Origin of the sequence: Dokdonella fugitiva (assembly GCF_004342425.1) — a bacterium.
GTDB lineage: Bacteria > Pseudomonadota > Gammaproteobacteria > Xanthomonadales > Rhodanobacteraceae > Dokdonella_A > Dokdonella_A fugitiva.
The window spans coordinates 25,301-48,399 of the sequence record NZ_SLWQ01000011.1; the positions used below are offsets into that span (position 1 = coordinate 25,301).

Genomic DNA, 23,099 nt, shown 5'->3' on the forward strand with positions numbered 1-23,099 from the left:
GTGTTTCAAGCTTTGCCGATTCGCGAAGGCAGACGGCGTGCGCCCCAGCCCATCCGATGAATCTTTCCCTTCGTGTCCCTCGTGTCCTTCGTGTTTCAGGCTCCTGCCCTGGCTTCACCGTCACGCAACGTGCGGCGTCGCGGAGCGGGGCTATACTGGCGGTCCAGTCCTGGGAGGGAAGGCCATGGGTTTCTATCTGCCGCTGATCGTCGTCGTCGTCGCGGTCATCCTGTTGTCCAAGCTCGTGCGCATCGTGCCGCAGGGCTACGAGTGGACGGTCGAGCGCTGGGGCAAGTACACGCACACGCTGACGCCGGGCTTCCACCTGCTGATCCCTGTCATGCAGAACGTCGGGCGCAAGATGAACATGATGGAGCAGGTACTCGACGTGCCGTCGCAGGACGTGATCACCAAGGACAACGCGGTCGTGAAGGTCGACGGCGTCGTGTTCTACCAGGTGCTCGATGCGGCGAAGGCCGCCTACGAGGTCGCCAACCTCGAACTCGCGATCATCAACCTCGTGATGACCAACATCCGTACCGTGCTCGGCGGCCTCGATCTCGACGAGTCGCTGTCCAAGCGCGACCAGATCAACGCGGCGCTGCTCAAGGTCGTCGACGAGGCGACCCATCCGTGGGGCCTCAAGGTCACGCGCATCGAGCTCAAGGACATCCAGCCGCCGCGCGACCTCGTCGATTCGATGGCGCGCCAGATGAAGGCCGAGCGCGAGAAGCGCGCGAACATCCTCGAGGCCGAGGGCTTCCGCCAGGCGGCGATCCTCAAGGCCGACGGCGAGAAGCAGTCGGCCATCCTCGCCGCCGAAGGCCAGAAGGAAGCCGCGTTCCGCGAGGCCGAGGCGCGCGAGCGCCTTGCCGCGGCGGAAGCGAAGGCGACCGAGGTGGTGTCCGCCGCGATCGCCAGCGGCGACGTCAACGCGCTGAACTACTTCGTCGCCAACAAGTACGTCGAGGCGCTCAAGGCGATGGCCGATTCGCCGAACCAGAAGATGCTGCTGCTGCCGATCGAGGCGACCGGCGTGCTCGGTTCGCTCGCCGGCATCGCCGAACTCGCCAAGAGCGCGCTCGACAAGCAGGCGGTCGACAAGGCGGCGCCGCGCGTCGCCCCGCCGCGTTGAGCGGAGGCGCCATGGACTTCGTCGACAACTACGGCTGGTGGCTGCTCGCGCTCGTGCTGATCGGCGCGGAGATGATCGCGCCCGGTTACTTCCTGCTCTGGATCGGCATCGCCGCGGGCGCGATGGGCATCATCACCTGGATCTTCCCGGCGCTGCCCGCGCTCGCGCAGGCCGTGTCGTTCGGCCTGCTGTCGATCGCCGCGTGTGGCGCGTACTGGCGGTTCGTGCGCCCGTACGCCGAGCAGCGCGACGACCAGCCGCTGCTCAACAAGCGTGGCGCGCAGCTGGTCGGCCAGCGCTTCGTCGTCAGCGAGGCGATCGTCAACGGCCGTGGCAAGGTCAAGGTCGGCGACGGCTCCTGGCTCGCGAGCGGACCGGACCTGCCGGCCGGCAGCGAAGTCGAAGTCGTCGCGGTCGAAGGCACGACGCTCACGGTGCGCGCGGTCTCCTGATCCCGCCGCGCTGGCCGGCAGTGCGTGCCGCGCGCATTGCCACGGTCCTGCGACCTGATACGCGCCGATGCACGGGAATACCGGCGTGCACGCGTCGACGCCGGCGCACGTCGCCGTATGGTTCGACGTACTTGGACTTGCGCGCGGGTGGCCGCGATAATGCGCGCCCCCGCATGCCCCACCGGACCGACGATGACGCAGAAGACGATCCTCAACGACAGCCACCGCGCACTCGGCGCGAAAATGGTCGACTTCGGCGGCTGGGACATGCCGATCAGCTACGGCTCGCAGATCGAGGAGCACCACGCGGTGCGCCGCGACGCCGGCATGTTCGACGTCTCGCACATGACCGTGGTCGACCTCGCCGGCGCGCGCACGCGCGAATTCCTGCGCCGCCTGCTCGCCAACGGCGTCGACAAGCTCAAGCTGCCGGGCAAGGCGCTCTATTCGTGCATGCTCGACGAGCAGGGCGGCGTCATCGACGACCTCATCGTCTACTACCTCGCCGAGGATTTCTTCCGCCTCGTCGTCAATGCGGCGACCCGCGACAAGGACCTCGCGTGGATCACGCGCCAGGCCGCCGCGTTCGACGTGAAGGTGACCGAGCGGCCGGACTTCGCGATGATCGCGGTGCAGGGGCCGAATGCGCGCGACAAGGTGCTCGGCCTGCTCACGCCCGAAACGCGCGCGAAGGCGGCGAAGATCGGCAAGTTCGTCGCGACCGAGGCGGAAGGCCCGGACGGCATGCCCCTGTTCGTCGCGCGCACCGGCTACACCGGCGAGGACGGCTTCGAGATCGTCGTGCCCGAAGCGCATGCGGTGACGCTGTGGAACCGCCTGCGCGAAGCGGGTGTCACGCCGGCCGGGCTCGGTGCGCGCGATACGCTCCGGCTCGAAGCGGGCATGAACCTCTACGGCCAGGACATGGACGAGTCGGTCACGCCGTGGGAAGCCAATCTCGGCTGGACCGTCGCGCTCGACGAGGGACGCGACTTCATCGGCCGCGCCGCGCTCGAGCGGCAGAAGGCCGCCGGCGCCCATCGCGTGATGGTCGGCCTCGTCATGGACGAGAAGGGCGTGCTGCGCCATGGCCAGCGCGTCGTGACCGCGCAGGGCGACGGCGAGATCCTCTCCGGCAGTTTCTCGCCGACGCTCGGCAAGTCGATCGCATTCGCGCGCGTGCCGGGCGGTGCCGGTGAGACGCTGCAGGTCGACATCCGTGGCAAGCTCGTGCCGGTGCGCGTCGTGAAGTATCCGTTCGTGCGCGACGGCAAGGCCTGCGAAGGTGTCTGAGGGACAGCGGGAAGCGGCCACGCCAGGAACGGTTCGGACCGGGCAGCCCGGCACGTGGCCGATGCCTGCGAGGCGCCTCGCCCGGTCGTTCGCGCAGTCGTTGCCGCATTGCTAGAATCCATACCGCTGACTATCCAAGGACCCGTGTCATGCAAGAGATTCCCGGTGATCTGAAGTTCATGAAGTCGCACGAGTGGGCGCGCGTCGAGGACAAGGGCACCGTCACCTGCGGCATTTCCGACCATGCGCAGGGCCTGCTCGGCGACCTGGTCTACGTCGAACTGCCGAGCGTCGGCGACACGGTGAAAGCCGGCAATGCCTGCGCGGTGGTCGAGTCGGTCAAGGCGGCCTCCGACGTCTATGCGCCATTGTCGGGCGAGATCGTCGCGGTCAACGACGCGCTGCCCGACAAGCCGGAGACGATCAACGAGGATGCCTACGGCGATGGCTGGCTGTTCGTGATCAAGCCCGACAACCTCGCCGAAGAGCTCGAGGAACTGCTCGATCCGGACGCGTACGCCGAGCTCATCGAGAGCGAGGATCACTGAGCCGCGCGCGACGTCGCCACGGTGCAACGAAGGGCGTGCGCGAGCACGCCCTTTCTTTTTCCGAACCTTTGCCGGCCTGGGCCGGACACGGCGTCTCCACTCCACCGTCGTCATTCCCGCGAGAGCGGGACAAGCACCGGGCGCGCGGAACGCCCGAAGGGTGGCTCCGAAGGAGCGAGCGTAGCGGGTGATCCATTTTCCATCGTCCCCGGGGCGACCCACCGCCTCATTCCGTGAAAGCGGGAAACCATTCTCCGCTGCGCCTGAGGGCCACCCACCGGCGTCCTTACCGCGAAAGCGGGACAAGCGTGAAGCACGGTCGACGCCCGGAGGGCGGTGCCGAAGGAGGAAGCGCAGCGAGTGATCCATTCTTCGTAGCCCTCGGGACTGCATGAGCAAGAGCACGAAGGATTCCCGCCTTCGCGGGAGGGAATGATGTCGGCGTGTTCCTCGCCGCCATGATGTCGATGCGCGTCGCGACGACGGTGATGACTTCGTCACGCGTGCCGCGAACCGATCGTCGTCGCGCGATCGTGGCGGCGATCGCGAGGCGTTCGTCGCGACACCCGGCGAGGTCCTTCACCGCGATCGCGATGGCCGGATCGTCCCGCGGCGGGGACGATTCGCGACCGTCGGCCAGGAAATTTTCCGGGGCGTTCACCCGCCGTTGGGGCACGCGCCGACCGCGTGCGGACGAGCGGCGCGAGATCGCGCGGGGGCGCGCGATGTCGCATCACGCGTCATCGCGCGATATCGCGATCATGCGCGTCGAAAGCCCGGAAACCCGCGCCACAGCTGGCTTTCCGGGCTTTCCACGGGTTCGCCAAGCAGTCCATATATGGACGTCTATACGTATAAATGGCCTGTGCCAACGGCGCGCCGCCGGGTGTATTTTTTCGCCTCCGGCGGGCGTCGGCGGGGCGTCGGCGGGGTTTCGGGAACTGCTTGTTTCCCCTCAGAAATTTGTTGACACGCGCGTGGGACAGTAATAGCTTCCGCGTCGGCGTGACAAACAAACAAAGGAAACATGACTGCGACACGCTTCATTGCCCCCTACGTTGAACACGGCGCGAAGGCCGGGTCGGTGAAGAAGATCACTGTGTCGGTTCCCTTTCACATCCTCAAGCTTCTGTCCGACGAACGGACCCGCCGCCAGGTCGGAAACCTGCGCCACGCCACCAACAGCGATCTGCTGTGTGAAGCCTTCCTTCACGCTTTTACTGGGCAACCACTGCCAACTGACGAGGAGCTAAGACGCGATATGGCTATGAAGAAAGCAGCTGCGAAGAAGAAACCCGCCAAGAAGGCCGCCAAGAAGGCGGTGCGCAAGACCACGGCGAAGGCCAAGACCGCCACCGCGCGCAAGACCGGCGCGGCGAAGAAGCCGGCAGCGAAGAAGGCTGCCAAGAAGGCCGTCAAGAAGGCTGCCAAGAAGAAGTAAGACCACCCGGGGCCGCCCGTCGCCGACGGGCGGTCCAGGGACGAAGCGGCGCTGTCGGAACCAGGCAGCTCCGCGGTCCCGAACGAGCACTACCGCAACACGCGACACTGCAACAACAAGCAACATCGGAAAGCCACTGATCTCTCCCTGCGGATACGCCCAGCGCAGGGAGAGACTTTCCCCTCCGGCTCTTCCCCTTCTCCCCCCGAGTTCCTGCCGTGTATCCCGACGCGATCACTCGCGCCGAGGCGCGCCACGCGTCGGCGCGGCGATCAGCGCGACAGCAGCGTCGCGACGACCTGGCCGCCGGGCACGCGCGCGGCGATGATCTTCGTGCAGGCCATCAGCGGCACGGCGAGCAGCAGGCCGGCGACGCCCCAGATCCAGCCGAGCACGACCAGCGCGAGGAACACCATCACGGGATCGAGCTCGAGGCGGCGACCCACCAGGTGCGGTGTGATCAGCTGGCCTTCGAAAAGATGCAGGCAGAGGAACGCGGCTGGCGCGGAGAGCGCGGACCACGGCGAGGCGAACTCGGCGAATCCGGCCACGGTCAGCACGCACGCGGTCAGCAGCGGACCGATGAACGGCGCGAAGTTCATCAGGGCGGCGAGGCCACCCCACAGCAGCGGGTCGGGAATGCCGAGCAGGTACAGCGCGCCCGCCGTCGCGAGGCCGAGCGCCGCGTTGATCAGCGTGATCGTGATCATGTACAGCGAAAGCTCGTGCTGCGCGAGCCGGGTCGCTTCGACGAGATCGCGCTTGGCGCGCAGGTGCGGCGCGAGCGTGACGAACTTGCGCAGCAACGCATCGCCGTGCAGCAGGAAAAGGAAAGTCAGGAAGACGATGATCGTGATGCCCGCGAGCAGTGCCGGCGCCATGCTGGCGACCTGCGCGAGCAGGCCGGGCGTGCTGTCGACCACGCGCACGTTCTGGCCGCCATCGATGCTGGCGAGCTTGCCGAGCTCTCGCGTCGCCGCGCTCGCCGCCTGCAGCGGGCGGCGCAGGTCGCGGATGACGGACTCGAGGTGGGCGAGTGCTCGTGGCATGCGCGCGATCCATTCGCGCGCCGGCGCGGCGAGCAGGGCGAACGCGCCGATGCCGAGCGCGAGCGCGATCGCGACGGCACCCAGCGCGCCGACCGGCCGCGGTACGTGCCAGCGTTCGAGCGTGCGCACGAACGGAGCGAACATGAGGCCGAGCAGGATCGCGACAAGGATCGGCACGATCATCGTCTCGGCCACGGCGCAGGTGTAGGCGACCAGCAAGGTGACGAGCGCGCCGAGGAGGCGCGTGCGCAGGACGGCTTCGGGTGTCGCCGTCGCCGCGGGCGAGGTTTCCGCGGATTCTTCCGCGGCGCCGGTGCCGCCGTTCATGCCGGTCGCTCCTGCTCGCCAGGGTCCGCGGCGGCGAGCGGGATCGGCAGGCGCCGCACGAACAGCGTGGCATCCATGGCGAAGCGGGCCGTGCGCAGCAGCGCACGCAGGGGCAGCCACGCCGCGACGATCCCGCAGGCGAAGCCCCCGCCGAGGAGCCAGCGCGGCGCATGCCGTTCGCCGCGCGCACGCAGGCGGGCGAACGCGCGGACGAATGCACCGCGCTCCGCCAGGCAGCGGTGTTCGGCGAGTTCGGCCGCGCGACGCAACCCGGCATTGCCAGGCTGAGGCTTCATGCGCGCGCCGTGCCGAAATGGCTGATTGCGCGGCGCGTGCGCGGCAGCGCGAGGTCGCCCCAGCAGCGCTTCATCACGCGCAGCACGAGCAACGCTCCTGCGACGTTGGCGAGCGCGACGCTGCCGATGCCGTAGAACAGGTTGCCGCTCAGCAGGTAGACGCCGATGGCGATCGCCGCGCTCGTCGCCAGCCACGCGCCGACGCCGAGGAACACCAGCAGGAACGACAGCCAGACCAGCATCAGTGCGCTGCTGCGCGCGAGGCGCAATTCCGCGCGCAGCAGCGCGAGCGCGGCTTCGGCGACGCGCACGGCGTGCGCGATCGCCTCGCGTGCGACGGCGAAGTCACCGCGCTGCGCGTCGTCTTCCGATCCGCCTTCCCCGACCGCAGGCCGCGCGTCCATGCTCAGCTCCGGCGCAGGGCGCGCGACAGGATGAAGCCGGCGGCGAACGCGACGCCGAAGGCGGCCAGCGGATGCGCCTTGACCTGTTCGACCGCGGCGTTGCCGAACGTCTTCGCGCCTTCCGCGAACCGCTCGCCGGCATCACGCAGTTCCTCTTCGAGGTGCGCGCCGTTCGCGCGCAGCTTGGCGCGCAGCCGGCGCAGTTCGCTGCGCGTCGCCTCGACGCTCTCGCCCGCGGCTTCGGCCACGTCTTCGCCCGCTTCGCCCAACTGCTGCTTCATCTCGCGTACGCTCGCCATGTTCGTGCTCTCCCGTGGTTGGTTCGTCATCCGATGCAGCCGGCGCGGCGCGCGAGCCCGGAAAACCACCGCGGGGCGCGGCCGGCACGGGGTGCTCGGACCGGATCGCGGCCGCCCGTGACATTTCCGCTTGCGATGCGGCGACACGCGGGACAAGCTTAGATGTCCGAAACTGAACGCAAACACCGTCCAGTCCGGACAAGCACATGGCGTGCAATATGCATACAGGGGACGACATCAGCTTCGCGCGCGGCTCGCCGCGCGCCCAATCAAGCAGTGGGAGGGTGGACATGCGGAATCCAATCGGCGAAGGCGTTTCGACGCCACGGTCCGTCGCGGCGTCCGGCAAGGCAATGCCGCGCGTGCGCGGGCTGGCCTTGCCGCAAATCATCGTGATCGTGCTCGGGCTCGCCCTGCTCGCGGTCGCCGCATGGTGGTTCCTCGGCAGTGGCGGCACCACCGTCACGTCGACGGCGACCGCGCCGACCCAGGCCGCCGCGCCCGGCGAGAACTCGGCACCGAATGCGGAGCCGGCGAGCGCCGACCTCAGCGTCGACCAGCTCTACAAGGAAGCACGCGCGGCGATGAGCGAGAACCGCATGGTCACGCCGGCGGGCAAGAACGCGCTCGAGTACTACCTGCGCATCGTCGCCAAGCAGCCGGACGACAACGGCGCCAAGGACGCGCTGCGCGAGCTGTTCCCGTTCGCCACCGCCGGCGTCGAGGACCAGATCAACCAGGGCAACTTCGACGAAGCGAACCGCATCATGGCGCTGCTCGCGACGGCGGATCCGAGCAACTACACGCTGACGATCCTGCGCAGCAAGCTCGACCTCAAGAAGAAGCAGGCCGATCGCGACCTCGCGCAGAAGGCCGCGCAGGAAGCGGCGGCCGCCGCCGCGGCGACGCGCACCGCGCAGGGCGGCACCGCGCCGGGCGCAAGCGAAGCGGGCGCGACGCCGGCGACGGCGCCGGCGTCGACCGCCGCAACCGGAGCCGAAACGAGTGCGGCGCCGGCGTCGACCCCGACCGAAGTGGCCAAGGCAACGCCGCCGCCGAGCGCGGCGCCGACGCCTGCGCCGCCTGCGCCGGTGGGCGAGACGCGCGACGTGCGCGTGGTCACGCCGCCGCGCCCGACCTATCCGCCGGCGGCGGTGCGCAACCGCCAGGATGGCTGGGTCGAAGTCGAGTTCACGGTCGCCGCGGACGGCTCGGTGCAGAACGCGCACGTGACCGCGTCCGAACCCTCGCGCGTGTTCGACCGCGAAGCAGTGCGCGCAGTGCAGCAGGCGAAGTTCGAGCCGAAGCTCGAGAACGGCCAGGCGGTCGCCTCGACCTTGCGTCGTCGCATCGAGTTCAAGCTCGGCAACTGATGCATCACGCGGCGCGACGGCGATCCCGCCGCGCCGCAACCGCCCGCGCGCGGCGACGTGTCATCCCTGTGCCGCCTGCGTCAGATTCGGACAGGATGCGCGGCCGCGCCTGCGCGCCGCAAGGCGATGGATGACCTCGAGCCGCTCCCGACCGATCAGCCGCCGCCGCTGCCGCCGCCACTGCCGACATCGGTGGCATCGTCGTCGCGGTCGATGCCGGCCCAGTTCACTTCGGGCAGGCCGAGATAGCGGTCGAACAGCATCGGCATGAGGCCCGCGGGCAGGCCCGACTCGCAGTTCCAGAGCATGACCGCGCCGAAGCGGTACCTGGGCAGGAAGGCGATCATCGCGCGATAACCCTGCACCGCGCCCGCGTGGAAGATCAGCGTTTCGCCGGCGTAATCGTAGATGCGCCAGCCGAGCGCGTACTGCGCCTCCTTGAGGCGCCCGCGCTTCCACGGCGAGCCGCGCAGTTCGCGATCGGTGTCGACGAGCGGCTTGTGCAAGGTCTCGAGCAACGCCGGCGACAGCACGTCGGGGCGCCCGCCCATCTGCGCGATCAGCCATTGCTCTATGTCGCGCACGCTCGCGTTGACGCCGGCGGCCGGCGCGACGCGGTAGTACGCCTCGCTCGGCACGAACGACGCCCAGCCGGTGCCGGCATGGTGGTGCGGACGCGCCCAGCTCTTCGAGCTTTCGAGCGCGTCGCGGCCGTAGGTCGCACCGGTCATGCCGAGCGGATGGAAGATGCGCTTCTCGACCTGGTGGTAGTAGAAGTCGCCGGTGGCGGCGAACACGACGTCGCCGATCATGCTGAAGGCGATGTTCTGGTAGCCGTAGCACGCGCCGACCGGGCAGGCCATCGGCACGTCCTTGAGGCGGTCGACGAGCAGTTCGTACGGCTCGTCCTGCTCGAGCAGGCGGTCGTAGGTGTTGTGCGGCAGGCCGACGCGGTGGCTGAGGATGTCCTGCACGGTGAGGCGCTGCGTGTCCTCGACGTCGGCGAGCGTGAACGACGGCAATGCGTCGGCGACCTTGGTGTCCCAGTGCAGGCGACCCTCCTCGACGAGCAGGCCGGTCAGCGCCGCCGCGAACGCCTTCGACAGCGATGCGAGGCGGAACACCGTCTCGGTCGTGACCGGTTCGCCGGTGCTCCAGTCGGCCACGCCGATGCCGCGCTCGAGCAGGACCCGGTCGTCCTTGACCACGGCCGCGGCGAGACCGGCGACGCCGCCCGAGCGGTCGACCTCGTCGAGCCAGCCATCGAACTCGCGCGCGATCGCCGCGGCGTCGTGCGCGACCGCGCCGGGATCGACGACCGGAATCGCGATCGCAGGCAGGCTTCGGCGGCTGCGCGTCGCGTGCACGGCCTTGCGCGAAGCCGCCTTCGACACGCTGCGCTTGGCGCCGGTGCTGCTCGCGGCGCGCGGCGCGGCGTGCGCCTTCTTCGACGCGCCGGCGGCATCGGCCGGAGCGGAAAGGGCGACAGCGATGGCCGCTACGAGGGAAACCAGGACGCGCGGGGTACTGCTCAATTCAGACTCCGGGGCCTCGAACGGCCCTCGTGTTATGCTCGAAACGCCTTGATTCTAGCAGGATATGTGCCGGCCGAACCGCGTACTTCGTTGCATCCCCTGCGCGTCGCAGGCGGAATGCGCGGCCGGTTCCTGAACGCCGTCGCGGCCAGCCGTCCGCCGGTCGTGTCCGCGGCGTCCATTTGCAGTGAAGGTATGGAGGGGAGAGCGCAGCATGGGCATGGTCATCGCACTGGTCGTCCTCGTCGGACTCGCGATCTACGTCGTCGGTCTCTACAACGGTCTCGTCGGCGGACGCAACGCCTACAAGAACGCGTTCGCGCAGATCGACGTGCAGCTGACGCGACGCTACGACCTCATCCCCAACCTGGTCGAAACGGCAAAGGGCTACATGAAGCACGAGCGCGAGACGCTCGAAGCAGTGATCCAGGCGCGCAACTCGGCGCTGAGCGGCCTGTCCGCGGCGAAGGCGAACCCCGGTGACGCGGCCGCGATGCAACAGCTCGCCGGCGCCGACAATGCGCTGACGCAGACGCTTGGCCGCCTGTTCGCCTTGTCCGAGGCCTACCCCGACCTCAAGGCGAACCAGAACATGATGCAGCTCAGCGAGGAGCTGACTTCGACCGAAAACAAGGTCGCGTTCGCACGCCAGGCGTACAACGACGCGGTGATGGGCTACAACAATCGCGTCGAGATGTTCCCCGGCTCGATCGTGGCCAACATGTTCGCGTTCCACCCGGCCGAACTGCTCCAGATCGAGTCGGCGCAGAAGCGCGAGGTGCCGAAGGTATCGTTCACCTGAGGTGCGAAGCGTGCCTCCTTCCGGGCGTCCGGGCTGACGGCACGCCCCATCGCGCATGAACTTCTTCGCCCACCAGGACCAGGCGCGGCGGCAGACGCGACGCATGCTCGCGATGTTCGTGCTCGCCGTCGTCGCGATCGTGCTCGCGGTCGACCTCGTCGTGATCGTGCTCGGCCACGGCCGCGCGTCGACGGCCGGGCTCGCGATCATCAGCGCGCTCGTGCTGTGTGTCATCGGCACGGGTTCGGCGTACCGCATCGCGACGCTGCGCGCCGGCGGCGCCGCGGTCGCCGCGCAACTGGGCGCGCGCGCGGTGCCGAGCGACACGCGCGAGTTCGCCTACCGGCGCCTGCGCAACATCGTCGAGGAAATCGCGATCGCCGCCGGGGTGCCGGTGCCGCAGGTGTTCGTGCTCGAGGACGAAGCGGGCATCAACGCGTTCGCCGCCGGCTACACGCCGGCTGACGCGGCGATCACGGTCACGCGCGGTGCGCTCGACAAGCTCACGCGCGAGGAACTGCAGGGCGTGATCGGCCACGAGTTCAGCCATGTGCTCAATGGCGACATGCGCCTCAACATCCGCCTCGTCGGCGCCGTCTTCGGCATCCTCGTCGTGTCGGTGATCGGCCGCAAGATCGCCGAAGGCGCCGGGCGCGGCGGCCGCGACTCGAGCGGCGCGGTGATCTTCGGCCTCGTCCTCGCAGGCATCGGCTACGTCGGCGTCGTGCTCTGCCGCATCATCAAGGCGTCGATCTCGCGCCAGCGCGAATTCCTCGCCGACGCGTCGGCCGTGCAGTTCACCCGCCAGACCGAAGGCATCGCGGGCGCGCTCAAGAAGATCGGCGCGCTCGCCGAGGGCTCGAGGCTCGACAGCGGCGGGAAGGAGGAGGTTGCGCACATGCTGTTCGGCGACGGCGTCGGTTACTCGGCGCTGTTCGCGACCCACCCGCCGCTGGAGCAGCGCATCCGCCGCCTCGATCCCTCGTTCCGCAAGGACGAACTGCGCGCGATCGCCGCGGCGTGGTCGCAGCCGACGCTGGTCGACGACGTCGACGCGCCGGGCGTGTCGATCGCGGGCTTCGCGCCCGCGGGCGGGGCGGCGCCGGGCGCGGCGCACGCGCGCAAGGGCGTGTCGTTGCCCGCGGCGCAGGCGGAATTGCGCATCGCGCCGGAAGGCGTCGTGCGCCAGGTCGGCAACCCGGGCAACGACGACCGCGTCGTCGCGCGCGCGTTGCGCCGGGAGATCCCCGATCGCCTGCGCGAAGCCGCAGTGCACGCGGCGCAGGCGGTGCCGCTGCTGTTCGCGCTCGTCCTCAACCGCGACGACGGCGTGCGCGAGCGCCAGCTCGCCCTCGTCGCGCAGCGCTTCGACGCCGGCAGCGCCGCGCTCACGCGCGAGCTCGCCGGCGCGCTGGCCGACCTGCATCCGATGCAACGACTGCCGCTCGCCGCGCTCGCGTTCCCCGCGCTGCGGCGTCGCCCGCGCGCGCAGCTCGAGGCCTTCGTCGCGCTGCTCGGCGAACTCATCGACGCGGACGGGCAGGTCACCCTCGACGAGTACTGCCTCGCACGCCTGGTCGGCCTGCAGGTCGCCGACGCGCTCGACCCCGCTGCCACGCGCGTACTCGGCCGGCTCAAACTCGGCGACGTCGCGCCGGAACTGAAGGACGTGCTCGCGATCGTCGCCCGTCACGGCCACGACGACGAGGCCGCCGCGCGGCGCGCCTATGCACTCGGCCTTTCCGATGTGCTGCCGTCCACGCCGATCGCCTACGCGCCGCCGGCGGCGTGGATGGCCGCGCTCGACCGCGCGCTGCCGCGGCTGGACCGGCTCGGTGGGGCCGGCAAGGAACTCGTCGTCGCCGCGCTCGTGCGTGCGATCAGCGCGGACGGCGCGGTCAGCGTCGCCGAAGCCGAATTGCTGCGCACGATCTGCGCCGCGCTGCATTGTCCGCTGCCGCCGCTGCTGCAGGTTGCGGGCTGACCTCCGTCACCTGACTTTTCGTACGAAGCGGCGTAACGTGGGCGCAGCGAATGTCGGCCATGTTGCAGCAATTGCTGCGACGGCATGGCTGCCGGTCTTCCCATGAATGTTCCGCCAGAATTCGCGCCATGAACCTGCACGTATCGCCACAGCGCGCCACGGACCAGCTGCTCGGGCAGCCGAACCTGCGCCTGCGCGTCGGTGACCACGTCGTCGACGTCGGCGCGTTGCGCGTCGTCACGCGTCCGGAACTGCCGCGACTCACCGGCAAGGCGGTCGCCGTGCTGATCGAGCTCGTGCGCCACGCGGGCTCGACCGTCACGCGCGACGAACTGCTCGATCGCGTCTGGACCGGCCGCCTGACGACGCCGGACGTGCTCAACCAGGCGATCAAGGAATTGCGTCGTGCCTTCGCCGACGACCGCAAGCCGCCGCACTACATCGAGACGATCCCCAAGGTCGGCTACCGGCTCGTCGCGACCGTGCTCGTGCTCGACGGCCCCGCCGGTGGCGTGTTCATCGAGGCACCGGACGAGGCCGGCGGCGATGTCACCGCCACCGATGCGCCGTCGGTGTCCATGCCGCGCGTGCAGCCGCGAGCGCCGCGCCGCGCGCTCATGCCGGTCGCCGCGGTGGCCGCGCTCGTCGCGCTCGTCGGTGCACTTGCCTGGTGGCTCGCGCCGTCGCCGCGATCGACCTGGCGCGTCGAGGACGTGCATGCGCTCACCTCCGATCCCGGTTCGGAATACCGGCCGCATCTTTCGCCGGACGGCACGCGCGTGGCGTTCTCGGTGTACGACCCGGAAAGCCGCTTCGAGCGCCTCGTCGTGCGTTCGGTCGGGCCTTCGCGCACGATCCGCCTCACCAACGCCGGCACCGCGATCGAAGGCCTGCCGATGTGGTCGCCCGACGGCACGCGCATCGCGTTCGAGCGACTCGGCGTCGGCTACTGCGAGATGTTCCTGGTGCCGAGCCTCGGCGGCAACGAGCGCCGCATCGGCCCGTGCCAGGACTACAACTTCAACGTGTTCGACTGGACGCCGGACGGCCGCAGCCTGATCTTCGCCGAACGGCCCGATCCGACCCGGCGGGCGCTCGCGCTCGCGCTGTGGAACCTCGACAGCGGCGAGAAGCACCGGTTCGACTATGCGCGCGGCGCCGACGACGAGGACATCGACGCGCATTACTCGCCGGATGGTCGCTTCATCGCGTTCCGCCGCGGCCTGTCGCCGTACAGCGACATCTGGGTCATGCGCGCGGACGGCAGCGACGCGCGCCGCGTCACGCACGTGTCGGCGACCATCCGTGGCCACGCCTGGATGGCGGACAACCGCAGCATCGTGTTCTCCTCCACCTGGTCCGGTTCGCCGGCGCTGTACGTGGTCGACGTCGACAGCGGCGAAATGCAACCGCTCGGCGTCGGCAAGGCGCAGTTCCCGCACGCGGCGCGCACCGGCGACACGGTCGTGTACGAGCTCACGCGCACGCAGGACCGCCTCAAGCTGCTGCCGATCGGCGACGCGACGCGCCTGCGCGTGCTGTCGCCATCGACCGGCAGCGACTACGCGCCCGCGCTGTCGCCCGATGCGCGCCGCGTCGTGTTCTCGTCCGACCGCAGCGGCCAGCTGCAGCTGTGGCTGCACGACCTCGCCGCGAACACGACCGTGCAGCTCACCGACGACACGGCCAGGCCGGTGCTGTTCGCGCGCTGGAACCGCGACGGCGATCACGTCCTCGCGGTGCAGCGCGAAGGCGCGCAGCGCCGCCTCGTCGAGATCGACATCGACAGCCATCGCCAGCGCGTGCTGTCGCGACCCGACGACGTGGTCATGTTCGGCGACTACGACGTCGAGCCGGACAGTTACCTCGTCGCCGTGCACGGCGCGGGGCGCAGTTCGAAACTGTTGCGCATCGAACACGCAGGAACGCCGCAGGAGGCACGCAGCGTGCTCGTCGAAGGCATCGCGCAGGCGCAGGTGGACGGCAAGGCGCGCGCGCTCTACTACACCGCCGAGGGCATGCCCGGCCTCATGCGGCGCGAGTTCGACGGCGGTACCGAACGCCTCGTGACGCCCGCGATCGGCCCCGATCTCGGCGGCGGCTGGCGCATCGTCGACGGTCGCATCTGGTACTTCTCCGACTTGGGCATCCGCAGCGCCGCGCTGCACGAGCTCGATCCGGCGACGGGTGCGGACCGGCTCGTCACGCGCCTGGACCTGCTCATCGGCGACGTGAGTTTCAGCGTGATGCCGGGTGGCCAGGCAATCCTGTTCGCACCGGTCGACATCGAGGACACCGACATCGGCGCACTGCGCCTGGTGCGCGCCGGCGCGCACTGACGCGCGCAGCGGATGCGCACGCGAACTCGCAATTTCCGTCACCCACCTCGTTTCTTCGCGCAACGCGCACGCGGGCACGGCGCGCGATACTGGTTTCGCCCCCTCCAACGGGCCGATGTGTCACAGCATCGATGTGCGAAGACCCTCGGCGGGACACCGGGTTCGGGACCTTGGTGCCCGCCCTTTTTCTTGTTCCTCGTCCATCGCCTAGTCCTTCCCGCCACGCTGCCGTCTTGCGGCGAAAGCCGGAATCCAGCTCTTCGGCCAACCGCCGTCGTTCCCGCGAAAGCGACAATCCATCGTGCTCGTGCTCGCGTCGGGGACCGGCGTAGCGCGCAGGGCGGGGCGTGCGTCCATGGACGCCGCATGGCTGCCGGCGCGGGTAGTCGAAAGTCCGCATCGTCGTCCCGGCGAAAGCCGGGACCTGGCGCGCTCGACCCACCCGTCATCGTGTTGCTACGCGAAAGCCCGCGAGACCGCGACAGTGCAAACGTACCGGTAGTTGCCCTCGAGACCCGGTTGGCCGCGGCCCGCCATCAACGGCCGCACTGCGCGAGCGGCACGCGTACCACCTGCACGACGTCGCCGTTGCGGGCGTCCTGCACGAAGGCGACCACATGTGCGTGCTCGCGCTGCACGCCGGCCGGCAGTGCGAGCTCCGCATCGGCTTCGCCAGGCGGGAAGGGGCCGGCGAAGGCGCGCACGACATGGTCGTGCGCCAGCGTCTCGCCGCGGTTCTCGCCGCCGGTGATCGCATTGGCGAGCCCGTTCTCGGTGACGGCGACGTAAGCCCGGTATTCGCCGCCGTCCGCGGCGGTCGTGCGCGTGCGCGCGTGCACGGTGTCACCGACCTCGAGTTCCAGCGTGAGCGGAACACCGCGCGCGTCCGGCGGCTGCGGTGGCGGTGCCTTCGGCCAGTTCTTCCAGGCGCGGCCGTCGACGTACACCTGCGGCGTATAGATCCGCCCGCGCAGCGCGTGCGCGGCCGCGGCCTTCTGGCGCGCGGTGTAGCGCGCATCGGAATACGGATCGTGCCAGTCCGCCGAGTCCCAGTAGTCGACGTGGAATTCGAGCGGCGCATAGCCGGGCTTGTCGCGCAGGGTGCTGAGCCAGCGTTCCGCGGGAGGGCACGAGCTGCAGCCTTCGCTCGTGTAGAGCTCGACGAGGTGCGGCCGCTCGCCGTCGGCGTGCGCGCTGCAGGTCGCCGGCGCTGCGGATGCGCGGCCGGCGCATGCCAGCCCGAGGGCGGCGGCCAGCGCAATGGTTGGATGCGGCATCGGTGTCGTCCTCGAAACCCACCCCAGCATAGGCCGGCTCGCATATGCAGCGGGTGCGCATTCGCGGTGCACGCGCGCAAAGCGGGTCGGTTGCCCGGCGACCGGTTTACAAAACGCGGCGAAGTAGTAGTATCAACGTACGACGAGATTCGTATGAACGCGCTTCGACGGCCGGCCGCGGTGCTGCGTGAGACGCATGCAAGCCGCTGAAAAAAAAGGGTTCATGGATTCTTCCGGAAGATTTCGCAGCGATTTCGTGCGGATTTCCTGACAACCGGGACGCCGCACCCTAGACAGGAACCACACACATCATGAGTGGAGGTCGCGTGCACATCGTCAACCAACTGCTCGGCCATGGCGCGAGCCTGGACCTCAATGCGCGGGCGACCAACGCGAGCGGCGAACTGGCGCTTTGCGTCGTCGCCGGTGGCGGCCGCGGCTGCGTGCTGAAGGCGGACGCGCCGGTCGCCGGCATCTGGATCCCGCTGCGCGGCCGGCTCCAGCTCGGCAGCGGCAGCGAGGCGCTGCTCATGCCCGGCGAAGCGCGCGTGACCGAAGCCGATGCGCGCCTGCATGCGGTCGGCCGCGGCAATGCCGTATGGGTCGCGTTGCTCGGCACCTTGCCCGCATGGCGCCAGGTGCTGCATGGCCAACTCGGCGTGCCTTCGCCGGAGGCCGTCCTCATGCCCGCGCGGCACGTCGCCGATCGCGAACTGCGCCGCTCCGCGCTCGCGCTCGCGCGCGCCGCGCAGAAGGATGATGCAGCCGCCGCCTGCGAAGCGCTGATCGATCGCATCGTCGCATTGCAGGCCGGCTTCGCCGAGGCGATCGCGCGCTGTCCGGGCCGCACGTACGCGCAACGCCGCCAGGTGTTCATGCGCCTGCAGCGCGTGCGCAACTACCTCTCGGCGAACTGCCACCTGGACATCGACAACGACAGCCTCGCGCGCATGGCGAACTACTCGCCGTGGCATTTCATCCGCGCGTTCCGCGCCGCGTACGAGGAGACGCCGCACGCCTTCCTCGTGCGCCAGCGCCTCGAACGCGCGCGCCGGCTGCTGCGCGCGAGCCCGCTGGCGATCGCCGAGATCGCACTCGAAAGCGGGTTCGAGAACCGGAGCGCGTTCTCGCGCCTGTTCCGCCAGCGCTTCGGCACCACCGCGGGTGCGCTGCGCCGCCAGGCCGGCAGTCGCTGCTGACGCGCGCCGCGCGCCGTGCGGCGCGCCTGTTCCCCTCGCCATGCCGCGGTCGCTCCGCCTCCGGTGGGGCGATCGCGCGCGCGCGTCCGTGCCACGCGCGCGGATTCGCGCGTCAACCCAACACGCAATTGCAGCAACGCGGCGTGGCCGCCCACGGCAACGTCGCGCCTTCACGGGTTTTTAAGGTTGGCCGGAAGGCGCCGCGTGGTTGCGGCGCCTCTTCTGCTTCACGACGGGAGAATAATCATGAGAAACACACTGCTCCGTGACGCCGTCCGACGCGGTTTGCGCATGTACGGCATCGCGGGTGCGTCGGCCGTGCTCGGAGCCGGCGCGATCCAGGCGAACGCGCAGGACAGCAGCAGCGAAGGACAGAAGCTCGAGACGATCACCGTCACGGGTTCGAACATCCGCCGCGTCGACATCGAGACGTCCAACCCGGTCGTCACGATCGACCGCGCGGCGATCGAGAAGACCGGCAAGCTCACCCTCGGCGACCTCGTGCAATCGCTGCCCGCGGTGACCGGTCCGAACATGAATCCGCAGGTCAACAACGGTGGCGGCAGCGGCTTCTCGAGCATCGGCCTGCGCGGCCTGGGTTCGCCGCGCACGCTCGTGCTCATCAATGGCCATCGCTTCCTCAGCGGCGACCCGAACGCGATTCCGACGAACATGGTCGAGCGCATCGAGGTGCTGACCGACGGCGCGTCGTCGGTGTACGGCTCCGACGCGATCGCGGGCGTCGTCAACTTCATCCTGCGCAACGACTACCAGGGCGCCGAGTTCACGGTCGACTACGGCATCTCCGATCATGATGACGGTACGTCGAAGGGTTACTCCTTCACGTTCGGGCAGAGCTCCGAGAAGGGCTCGATCATGGCCGGCATCAACTACAAGAAGATCGATGGCGTCGAATCGGGCCATCGCAAATTCTCCGAGGATGCACTCTCGCGCCTCGGCTCGGCCCTGAGCACGATTTCCACGTTCGTCGGCGGTTCCCCCGCATCGCCGTATGGCTGGATCAAGATCCCCAGCGGGTTCGAGAATCTGTTCCCGGGCTGCGAAGGCGGGCGCATCGCGCGAAACCCCGACGCGAGCGGCATGAATGTCGCGACCGACTACCACTGCTACCGCACCGCGCCGACGGCAGCCGGCCCGAGTGACCTGTACAACTACGCGACGGTCAACCTGATCATGACGCCGCAGGAGCGCACCGGCCTGTTCGTCAACGGCAACTACAAGATCACCGATTCGATCGAGGCTTACCTGTCCGTTCTGCACAACAAGACCTCGGCGTCGTTCCAGCTCGCGCCGTCGGTGTACGGCGCGCGCTACGGCACGGTGGTTTCCGCCGACAGCTACTACAACCCGTTCGGCGTGGAGTTCTCGCCGGCGGGCGGCGACACGTTCCGCGCGCGCCTGGAATCGCTCGGCAACCGCCGCGCCGAAAACGGCGTCGCGAACGACCAGCTGTCGGCCGGCTTCAAGGGGTCGTTCTCGATCTGGAACGACCAGCAATGGAACTGGGAGCTCGGCTTCGACTACGGCCACGTGCACCAGTCCACGACGACGATCGGCTTGCCCAACCTCTCCATCCTGAACCAGGGTACCGGGCCGTCGTTCTACGATCCCGAGACCGGCACGGTGCGCTGCGGCACGCCGGACGATCCGATCGACGGCTGCATCGCGTTCAACCCGTTCAACCTGCAGGATCCCAACAGCGTCGCCGCGCTGAAAGCGGCCGCCGCGCCAGGCGTGAGCGCGTTCTTCACCAAGGAAACCGTCAAGCGCATCGACCTCAACGGCGGGCTGTTCGAACTGCCCGCCGGCACGATGCAGCTCGCGCTCGGCTACAACTATCGCACCGAGTACACGCACTCGAACGTCGATACCGGCCTGGTCACGGACTTCTTCGGCAACTGCACCCTCGGCAGCCAGTGTGCGTCGGCGCTGCAGGGTGGCTACAACGTGAAGGAAGCGTACGCGGAACTGTTCGTGCCGATCCTCAAGGACCTGCCGTTCCTGCATGCATTGAACCTGACCATCGGCGATCGCTGGTCGAAGTACTCGACCTTCGGCAGCACCAACAACAGCAAGATCGCCCTGGAATACCGCCCGGTCGAAGACCTGCTGCTGCGCGGAACGGTGTCGAAGGTCTTCCGCGCGCCGACCATCAACAACATCTTCGCCGGCGCCGCCGCCGATGCGCCGCGCATCTCGCGCGACCCATGCGACTGGGACGGACCGGGCGCGAACCCGAACGCGGGCCTGCCGGTCTGCGTCGGCGTACCGGCGAGCGGGCCGTTCCACAATGAAGCGGTCGCCGACGGCTCCCAGCTGTCGGGCATCGCGTCGGGTGCAGCCTTCGCCGGTTTCCCGATCGGACCGGAGAAGGGCAAATCGTTCGACTTCGGCGTGGTGTACGACCCGCACTGGCTCGAGGGCCTTTCGGTCAGCGCGGACGTCTGGCGCCTCTACCTCAACAACAACATCACCGGCATCGGTGCACAGCAGGTGATCGACCTGTGCTATGCAGGCCAGTCTCAGTACTGCCCGTTGCTGGTGCGCTACACCAGCGGCGACACGCAGGGCCAGATCCGCACGGTGTACGAGCCGACCGGCAATCTCGGCCGCGTGGACGTGGGTGGCGTCGACTTCGCGTTCAACTACCGGCTGCCGGAGTTCTCGTTCGGTCGCTTCAACGTGTCGGTCAACGCAACCTACCTCAAGAACTTCGACCTGCAGACGGCACCTGGCCTCGACGGCAATTCGACGTTCCACTACGCCGGCCACTTCATGGGCTTCGGCTCCGCGCCGGCGGCAGCCTGCACGGGCGCGAACGGCGGCATCTGCCTGTTCCCGCGCTGGCGTGCGCAGAGCCAGGTCGGTTGGCAGATGGGTCCGTTCGACGCGACGTGGGCGATGCGCTACGTCGGGCGCTTCCGCATGGGGTCGCCGGCCGAGTCGCAGGACACGCATCCGTGGGGCGGCGGACTGGACGGCCAGTACCGCGACTACGGCGCGACGGTCTATCACGACCTGCAATTCGGCTACAACCTCGAAGCACTCAATACGCGCTTCGACATCGGCGTGAACAACGTCGGCGACAAGCAGCCGCCGTTGCTGTACGCGAACAACACGCTCAACGCGAACACCGACCCGAGCGACTTCGACCTCATGGGTCGCTACTACTTCGGCCGCGTCACCGTGAAGTTCTGACCCTGGAGAGTGTCAGGCCTTGCAGCCGCGCGGTTCGCCGCGCGGCTTTTTTTCGATGGGCGCGTGAGGCGAATGGGTTGCACGCTCCCTCGGTGGTGTTGTCGCTCGGCGGCAAGCAAGACGCCGTCATTCCGGCGAAAGCCGGAATCCAGCTTTTCGCGTGGATGGGTTGAGGCGTCGGCTCACGCGGGTGCGCGGCTTCTTTCGCGTAGCGCGATGCTGTCGCAATGTTCCGCTCGTCTCGGCGGCGAGCGGGTGTCTTCTCTTTGCTTGCCCAAAGAGAAGGCGCCAAGAGAAAGGGCACCCCGCGTCGCCGCCCGCGAGGCTTCGCCTCGCGGGTCCGCGGTCGTCGGCCGGTTGCGCCGACAGCGCATCCCTGCGCTGACGGCGCAATGCGCGCGATCCATCGCGCGCCCCCTTCGGGCTTTTTCGGCCGACGCCCGCCGGCGCCGAGGGGACCCCGGTGGAGCGCAAGCAGAAGCGCAGAAGCGCAGAAGCGCAGAAGCGCAGAAGCGCAGAAGCGCAGAAGCGCAGAAGCGCGGAGCTACCCTGCCGTCGTCCCGGCGAAAGCCGAGACCCGGCACCTTCGTCCGACACGAAGCGCCGGGCCCGAGGGCTTCGCCGGAATGAGGGCGTTTGCGCTCGCCAACCGCCCGCCGGCTTGCGCCGCGCGGCGGCCTCGGGGAGCATAGCCGCCCCCTCCGTCCCGACCGGCCGATGCCCCCATCGCGCGATCCCCTGCATGCCCGCCTCGAGGAGCTGTTCAGTGCCTACGGGGCCAAGGTGCGGCGCCTGCTGCAGGGCTATGGCCTCGACAAGCAGGGTATCGACCCGGCCGACATCGAGCAGGAAGTCCGCATCCGCCTCTGGCATGCGATGGAGCGTGACCGGTCCGGCGCCTTTCATGCGTCTTATGTGCAGAGGGTAGTGGCCAGCACCGTGATCGACGCCCTCCGGCGGGCCCAGGTAAGGGCCGCCGAACCGTTGCCGGAGAGCGACGAGGAGGTGTTCGACCTCGGCGACGGCCCGGTGGGGCCGGAGCGGAGCGCCGGCGACAATGAACGGATGCAAGGCCTGGAGCGGTGCCTGGGCGAGATTCCGGAGCGGCGGCGCTTGCCGATCACGCTCCACCTGCAGGGGTTTTCCTTGCAGGAAATCGCCGACCTGGCCGGGATTGCCTCGGTCGAGGCGGCGAGAAAACTGGTGTCGCGCGGCCTGGACGAACTCAAAACCCGGCTGCGCGACTTGGGTTACGGTGATTTCGAAGACTGACGCCATGAACGACAGGTCGCTTTCCCAGCTCTACCGCCGCCTCTCGGCCGAGCGCCCCGCGCTGCCCGAGGCCGAACTCGGTCGCCTCCTGCGCGAACTCGAGCCGGAGTCGGAGGCGCTCGCCGCCGCCGTCAACGCGCTGCGCCGCCCGGCCCATCCGGTGCGTGCGCGTGGTCAGCGGTTCGCGACCCACCGGCCGGCCGCATTGCGCTGGGTCGGCAGCCTGGCCGCATGCTGCGCGCTCGCCGTCGGTGCGTTCGCGCTGCATGGCCACCGGGCCACGCACTGGGACGAAGTCGCGTCGAATTCCACGACGGCCGCTGCGCCGGACCGCATCTTCAGCTCGAACGACCGCATCTTCGCCTCGAACATGCCGCACGAGAAAACCCTGCATGGCGACGAGTTGTTCAGGTCGGATTTCTCCACCGGCGGCTGATCGCGCCTGGTACCCCGATTGCACGAACGCCCGGCCTACGCCGGGCGTTCTGCTTTTTGGCCTCCGGCAGAATCCGCCGGAATGTGAACTCCGTCACTGGCCTACTGCGCACTTTGGGGCGGAGCGGGCCGTCGCGCCTGCGTAGGCTGTCGATCAACGGCACCGCGGAACCGGCAAGGTTCCGCCCGCCGCATCCAGCCGAAGGGAGCAAGACCATGCGTTCCGTAGCCCACCAGCGCCTGCGCGAGATCCAGTGGCTCAACCACGCCGACAACTACCTCGCGCTCGTGCGCGACGCGGTGCAGAAGAATCCCGAGGACGAGGAACTGCGCGAACTCATGGCCGCGATGGAGCGCGCGATGGCGGTGCAGCGCAAGCGTCGCCCGTTGCACTGACGCCGTGTGGCGGCGCCGGCGCCT

The 23,099-nt window shown here is 69.0% G+C and carries 21 protein-coding genes; 15 read left to right on the forward strand and 6 right to left on the reverse strand.

The window, feature by feature from the left end; translation table 11 throughout:
- Nucleotides 1–184 precede the first annotated feature (184 nt).
- From EV148_RS16185 to metJ, 6 genes are all read left to right on the forward strand, one after another.
- Entirely contained in the window at nt 185–1,135 is a 951-nt protein-coding gene (locus EV148_RS16185) for an SPFH domain-containing protein (protein WP_131999894.1), read from the forward strand.
- A gap of 11 nt (nt 1,136–1,146) precedes the next feature.
- Nucleotides 1,147–1,587 (forward strand): NfeD family protein, encoded by a 441-nt coding sequence (locus EV148_RS16190; RefSeq protein ID WP_131999895.1) that lies wholly within the window; start codon nt 1,147–1,149, stop codon nt 1,585–1,587.
- Nucleotides 1,588–1,779: 192 nt separating this feature from the next.
- Entirely contained in the window at nt 1,780–2,880 is a 1,101-nt protein-coding gene (gene gcvT / locus EV148_RS16195; RefSeq protein ID WP_131999896.1) for a glycine cleavage system aminomethyltransferase GcvT, read from the forward strand.
- Nucleotides 2,881–3,029: 149 nt separating this feature from the next.
- Nucleotides 3,030–3,428, forward strand: a complete 399-nt coding sequence (gene gcvH, locus EV148_RS16200; protein ID WP_131999897.1) for a glycine cleavage system protein GcvH — start codon at nt 3,030–3,032, stop codon at nt 3,426–3,428.
- A 443-nt stretch (nt 3,429–3,871) separates the two neighbouring features.
- On the forward strand, nt 3,872–4,417 hold the full coding sequence (locus tag EV148_RS16205) for a hypothetical protein (RefSeq protein WP_131999898.1): 546 nt from the start codon (nt 3,872–3,874) through the stop codon (nt 4,415–4,417).
- Nucleotides 4,418–4,455: 38 nt separating this feature from the next.
- Nucleotides 4,456–4,869 (forward strand): met regulon transcriptional regulator MetJ, encoded by a 414-nt coding sequence (gene metJ, locus EV148_RS19110; protein ID WP_131999899.1) that lies wholly within the window; start codon nt 4,456–4,458, stop codon nt 4,867–4,869.
- Nucleotides 4,870–5,141: 272 nt separating this feature from the next.
- Here metJ and EV148_RS16215 read toward each other — a convergent pair whose 3' ends face one another.
- From EV148_RS16215 to EV148_RS16230, 4 genes are read right to left on the reverse strand one after another with little or no spacing between them, the layout of a single operon-like run.
- Nucleotides 5,142–6,245: an AI-2E family transporter gene (locus EV148_RS16215; protein WP_131999900.1), complete on the reverse strand. Its 1,104-nt coding sequence runs from the start codon at nt 6,243–6,245 to the stop codon at nt 5,142–5,144.
- Nucleotides 6,242–6,541, reverse strand: coding sequence for a hypothetical protein (locus EV148_RS16220; RefSeq protein WP_131999901.1), 300 nt, complete (start codon nt 6,539–6,541; stop codon nt 6,242–6,244). Before EV148_RS16220 ends, EV148_RS16215 begins: the two co-directional genes overlap by 4 nt.
- Nucleotides 6,538–6,945: a hypothetical protein gene (locus EV148_RS16225; RefSeq protein WP_131999902.1), complete on the reverse strand. Its 408-nt coding sequence runs from the start codon at nt 6,943–6,945 to the stop codon at nt 6,538–6,540. Before EV148_RS16225 ends, EV148_RS16220 begins: the two co-directional genes overlap by 4 nt.
- Before the next feature lie 2 nt (nt 6,946–6,947).
- On the reverse strand, nt 6,948–7,244 hold the full coding sequence (locus EV148_RS16230) for a DUF883 family protein (RefSeq protein ID WP_131999903.1): 297 nt from the start codon (nt 7,242–7,244) through the stop codon (nt 6,948–6,950).
- 290 nt (nt 7,245–7,534) lie between these two features.
- Between EV148_RS16230 and EV148_RS16235 the strand changes: the two genes are divergently transcribed.
- A complete protein-coding gene (locus EV148_RS16235) occupies nt 7,535–8,617 on the forward strand; it encodes an energy transducer TonB (RefSeq protein WP_131999904.1) in 1,083 nt (360 codons plus the stop codon).
- A gap of 155 nt (nt 8,618–8,772) precedes the next feature.
- Here EV148_RS16235 and EV148_RS16240 read toward each other — a convergent pair whose 3' ends face one another.
- Nucleotides 8,773–10,152: a serine hydrolase domain-containing protein gene (locus EV148_RS16240; protein WP_338419069.1), complete on the reverse strand. Its 1,380-nt coding sequence runs from the start codon at nt 10,150–10,152 to the stop codon at nt 8,773–8,775.
- Nucleotides 10,153–10,366: 214 nt separating this feature from the next.
- Between EV148_RS16240 and EV148_RS16245 the strand changes: the two genes are divergently transcribed.
- From EV148_RS16245 to EV148_RS16255, 3 genes are all read left to right on the forward strand, one after another.
- On the forward strand, nt 10,367–10,954 hold the full coding sequence (locus EV148_RS16245) for a LemA family protein (protein WP_131999905.1): 588 nt from the start codon (nt 10,367–10,369) through the stop codon (nt 10,952–10,954).
- A gap of 55 nt (nt 10,955–11,009) precedes the next feature.
- Nucleotides 11,010–12,938, forward strand: a complete 1,929-nt coding sequence (locus EV148_RS16250) for a M48 family metallopeptidase (protein WP_131999906.1) — start codon at nt 11,010–11,012, stop codon at nt 12,936–12,938.
- A 128-nt stretch (nt 12,939–13,066) separates the two neighbouring features.
- Nucleotides 13,067–15,277 carry a winged helix-turn-helix domain-containing protein gene (locus EV148_RS16255; RefSeq protein WP_158287513.1) on the forward strand — a complete coding sequence of 737 codons (2,211 nt, stop codon included), beginning with the start codon at nt 13,067–13,069 and terminating at the stop codon, nt 15,275–15,277.
- Nucleotides 15,278–15,813: 536 nt separating this feature from the next.
- Here EV148_RS16255 and EV148_RS16260 read toward each other — a convergent pair.
- Complete coding sequence (locus EV148_RS16260; protein WP_158287514.1) at nt 15,814–16,554, reverse strand: DUF1223 domain-containing protein; 741 nt, start codon at nt 16,552–16,554, stop codon at nt 15,814–15,816.
- 326 nt (nt 16,555–16,880) lie between these two features.
- Here EV148_RS16260 and EV148_RS16265 point away from each other — a divergent pair, with 326 nt between their 5' ends.
- The 5 genes from EV148_RS16265 (at nt 16,881) to EV148_RS16285 (ending at nt 23,075) form a co-directional block, all read left to right on the forward strand.
- On the forward strand, nt 16,881–17,753 hold the full coding sequence (locus EV148_RS16265; protein ID WP_158287515.1) for a helix-turn-helix transcriptional regulator: 873 nt from the start codon (nt 16,881–16,883) through the stop codon (nt 17,751–17,753).
- A 291-nt stretch (nt 17,754–18,044) separates the two neighbouring features.
- Nucleotides 18,045–20,972 carry a TonB-dependent receptor plug domain-containing protein gene (locus tag EV148_RS16270; RefSeq protein ID WP_241988128.1) on the forward strand — a complete coding sequence of 976 codons (2,928 nt, stop codon included), beginning with the start codon at nt 18,045–18,047 and terminating at the stop codon, nt 20,970–20,972.
- A gap of 717 nt (nt 20,973–21,689) precedes the next feature.
- Nucleotides 21,690–22,244, forward strand: coding sequence for an RNA polymerase sigma factor (locus tag EV148_RS16275; RefSeq protein ID WP_131999911.1), 555 nt, complete (start codon nt 21,690–21,692; stop codon nt 22,242–22,244).
- A 4-nt stretch (nt 22,245–22,248) separates the two neighbouring features.
- On the forward strand, nt 22,249–22,680 hold the full coding sequence (locus EV148_RS16280; protein WP_131999912.1) for a hypothetical protein: 432 nt from the start codon (nt 22,249–22,251) through the stop codon (nt 22,678–22,680).
- A gap of 215 nt (nt 22,681–22,895) precedes the next feature.
- Nucleotides 22,896–23,075 (forward strand): hypothetical protein, encoded by a 180-nt coding sequence (locus EV148_RS16285; protein WP_131999913.1) that lies wholly within the window; start codon nt 22,896–22,898, stop codon nt 23,073–23,075.
- Nucleotides 23,076–23,099: the final 24 nt, after the last annotated feature.

Coding starts and splice junctions, on each gene's coding strand:
- EV148_RS16225 (WP_131999902.1), bottom strand. CDS start 6,945: ATGGACGCGCGGCCTGCGGTCGGGGAAGGCGGATCGGAAGACGACGCG.
- EV148_RS16245 (WP_131999905.1), top strand. CDS start 10,367: ATGGGCATGGTCATCGCACTGGTCGTCCTCGTCGGACTCGCGATCTAC.
- EV148_RS16270 (WP_241988128.1), top strand. CDS start 18,045: ATGTACGGCATCGCGGGTGCGTCGGCCGTGCTCGGAGCCGGCGCGATC.
- EV148_RS16190 (WP_131999895.1), top strand. CDS start 1,147: ATGGACTTCGTCGACAACTACGGCTGGTGGCTGCTCGCGCTCGTGCTG.
- EV148_RS16255 (WP_158287513.1), top strand. CDS start 13,067: ATGAACCTGCACGTATCGCCACAGCGCGCCACGGACCAGCTGCTCGGG.
- EV148_RS16285 (WP_131999913.1), top strand. CDS start 22,896: ATGCGTTCCGTAGCCCACCAGCGCCTGCGCGAGATCCAGTGGCTCAAC.
- EV148_RS16275 (WP_131999911.1), top strand. CDS start 21,690: ATGCCCCCATCGCGCGATCCCCTGCATGCCCGCCTCGAGGAGCTGTTC.
- EV148_RS16215 (WP_131999900.1), bottom strand. CDS start 6,245: ATGAACGGCGGCACCGGCGCCGCGGAAGAATCCGCGGAAACCTCGCCC.
- EV148_RS16185 (WP_131999894.1), top strand. CDS start 185: ATGGGTTTCTATCTGCCGCTGATCGTCGTCGTCGTCGCGGTCATCCTG.
- EV148_RS16220 (WP_131999901.1), bottom strand. CDS start 6,541: ATGAAGCCTCAGCCTGGCAATGCCGGGTTGCGTCGCGCGGCCGAACTC.
- EV148_RS16250 (WP_131999906.1), top strand. CDS start 11,010: ATGAACTTCTTCGCCCACCAGGACCAGGCGCGGCGGCAGACGCGACGC.
- gcvH (WP_131999897.1), top strand. CDS start 3,030: ATGCAAGAGATTCCCGGTGATCTGAAGTTCATGAAGTCGCACGAGTGG.
- metJ (WP_131999899.1), top strand. CDS start 4,456: ATGACTGCGACACGCTTCATTGCCCCCTACGTTGAACACGGCGCGAAG.
- EV148_RS16280 (WP_131999912.1), top strand. CDS start 22,249: ATGAACGACAGGTCGCTTTCCCAGCTCTACCGCCGCCTCTCGGCCGAG.
- gcvT (WP_131999896.1), top strand. CDS start 1,780: ATGACGCAGAAGACGATCCTCAACGACAGCCACCGCGCACTCGGCGCG.
- EV148_RS16230 (WP_131999903.1), bottom strand. CDS start 7,244: ATGGCGAGCGTACGCGAGATGAAGCAGCAGTTGGGCGAAGCGGGCGAA.
- EV148_RS16235 (WP_131999904.1), top strand. CDS start 7,535: ATGCGGAATCCAATCGGCGAAGGCGTTTCGACGCCACGGTCCGTCGCG.
- EV148_RS16260 (WP_158287514.1), bottom strand. CDS start 16,554: ATGCCGCATCCAACCATTGCGCTGGCCGCCGCCCTCGGGCTGGCATGC.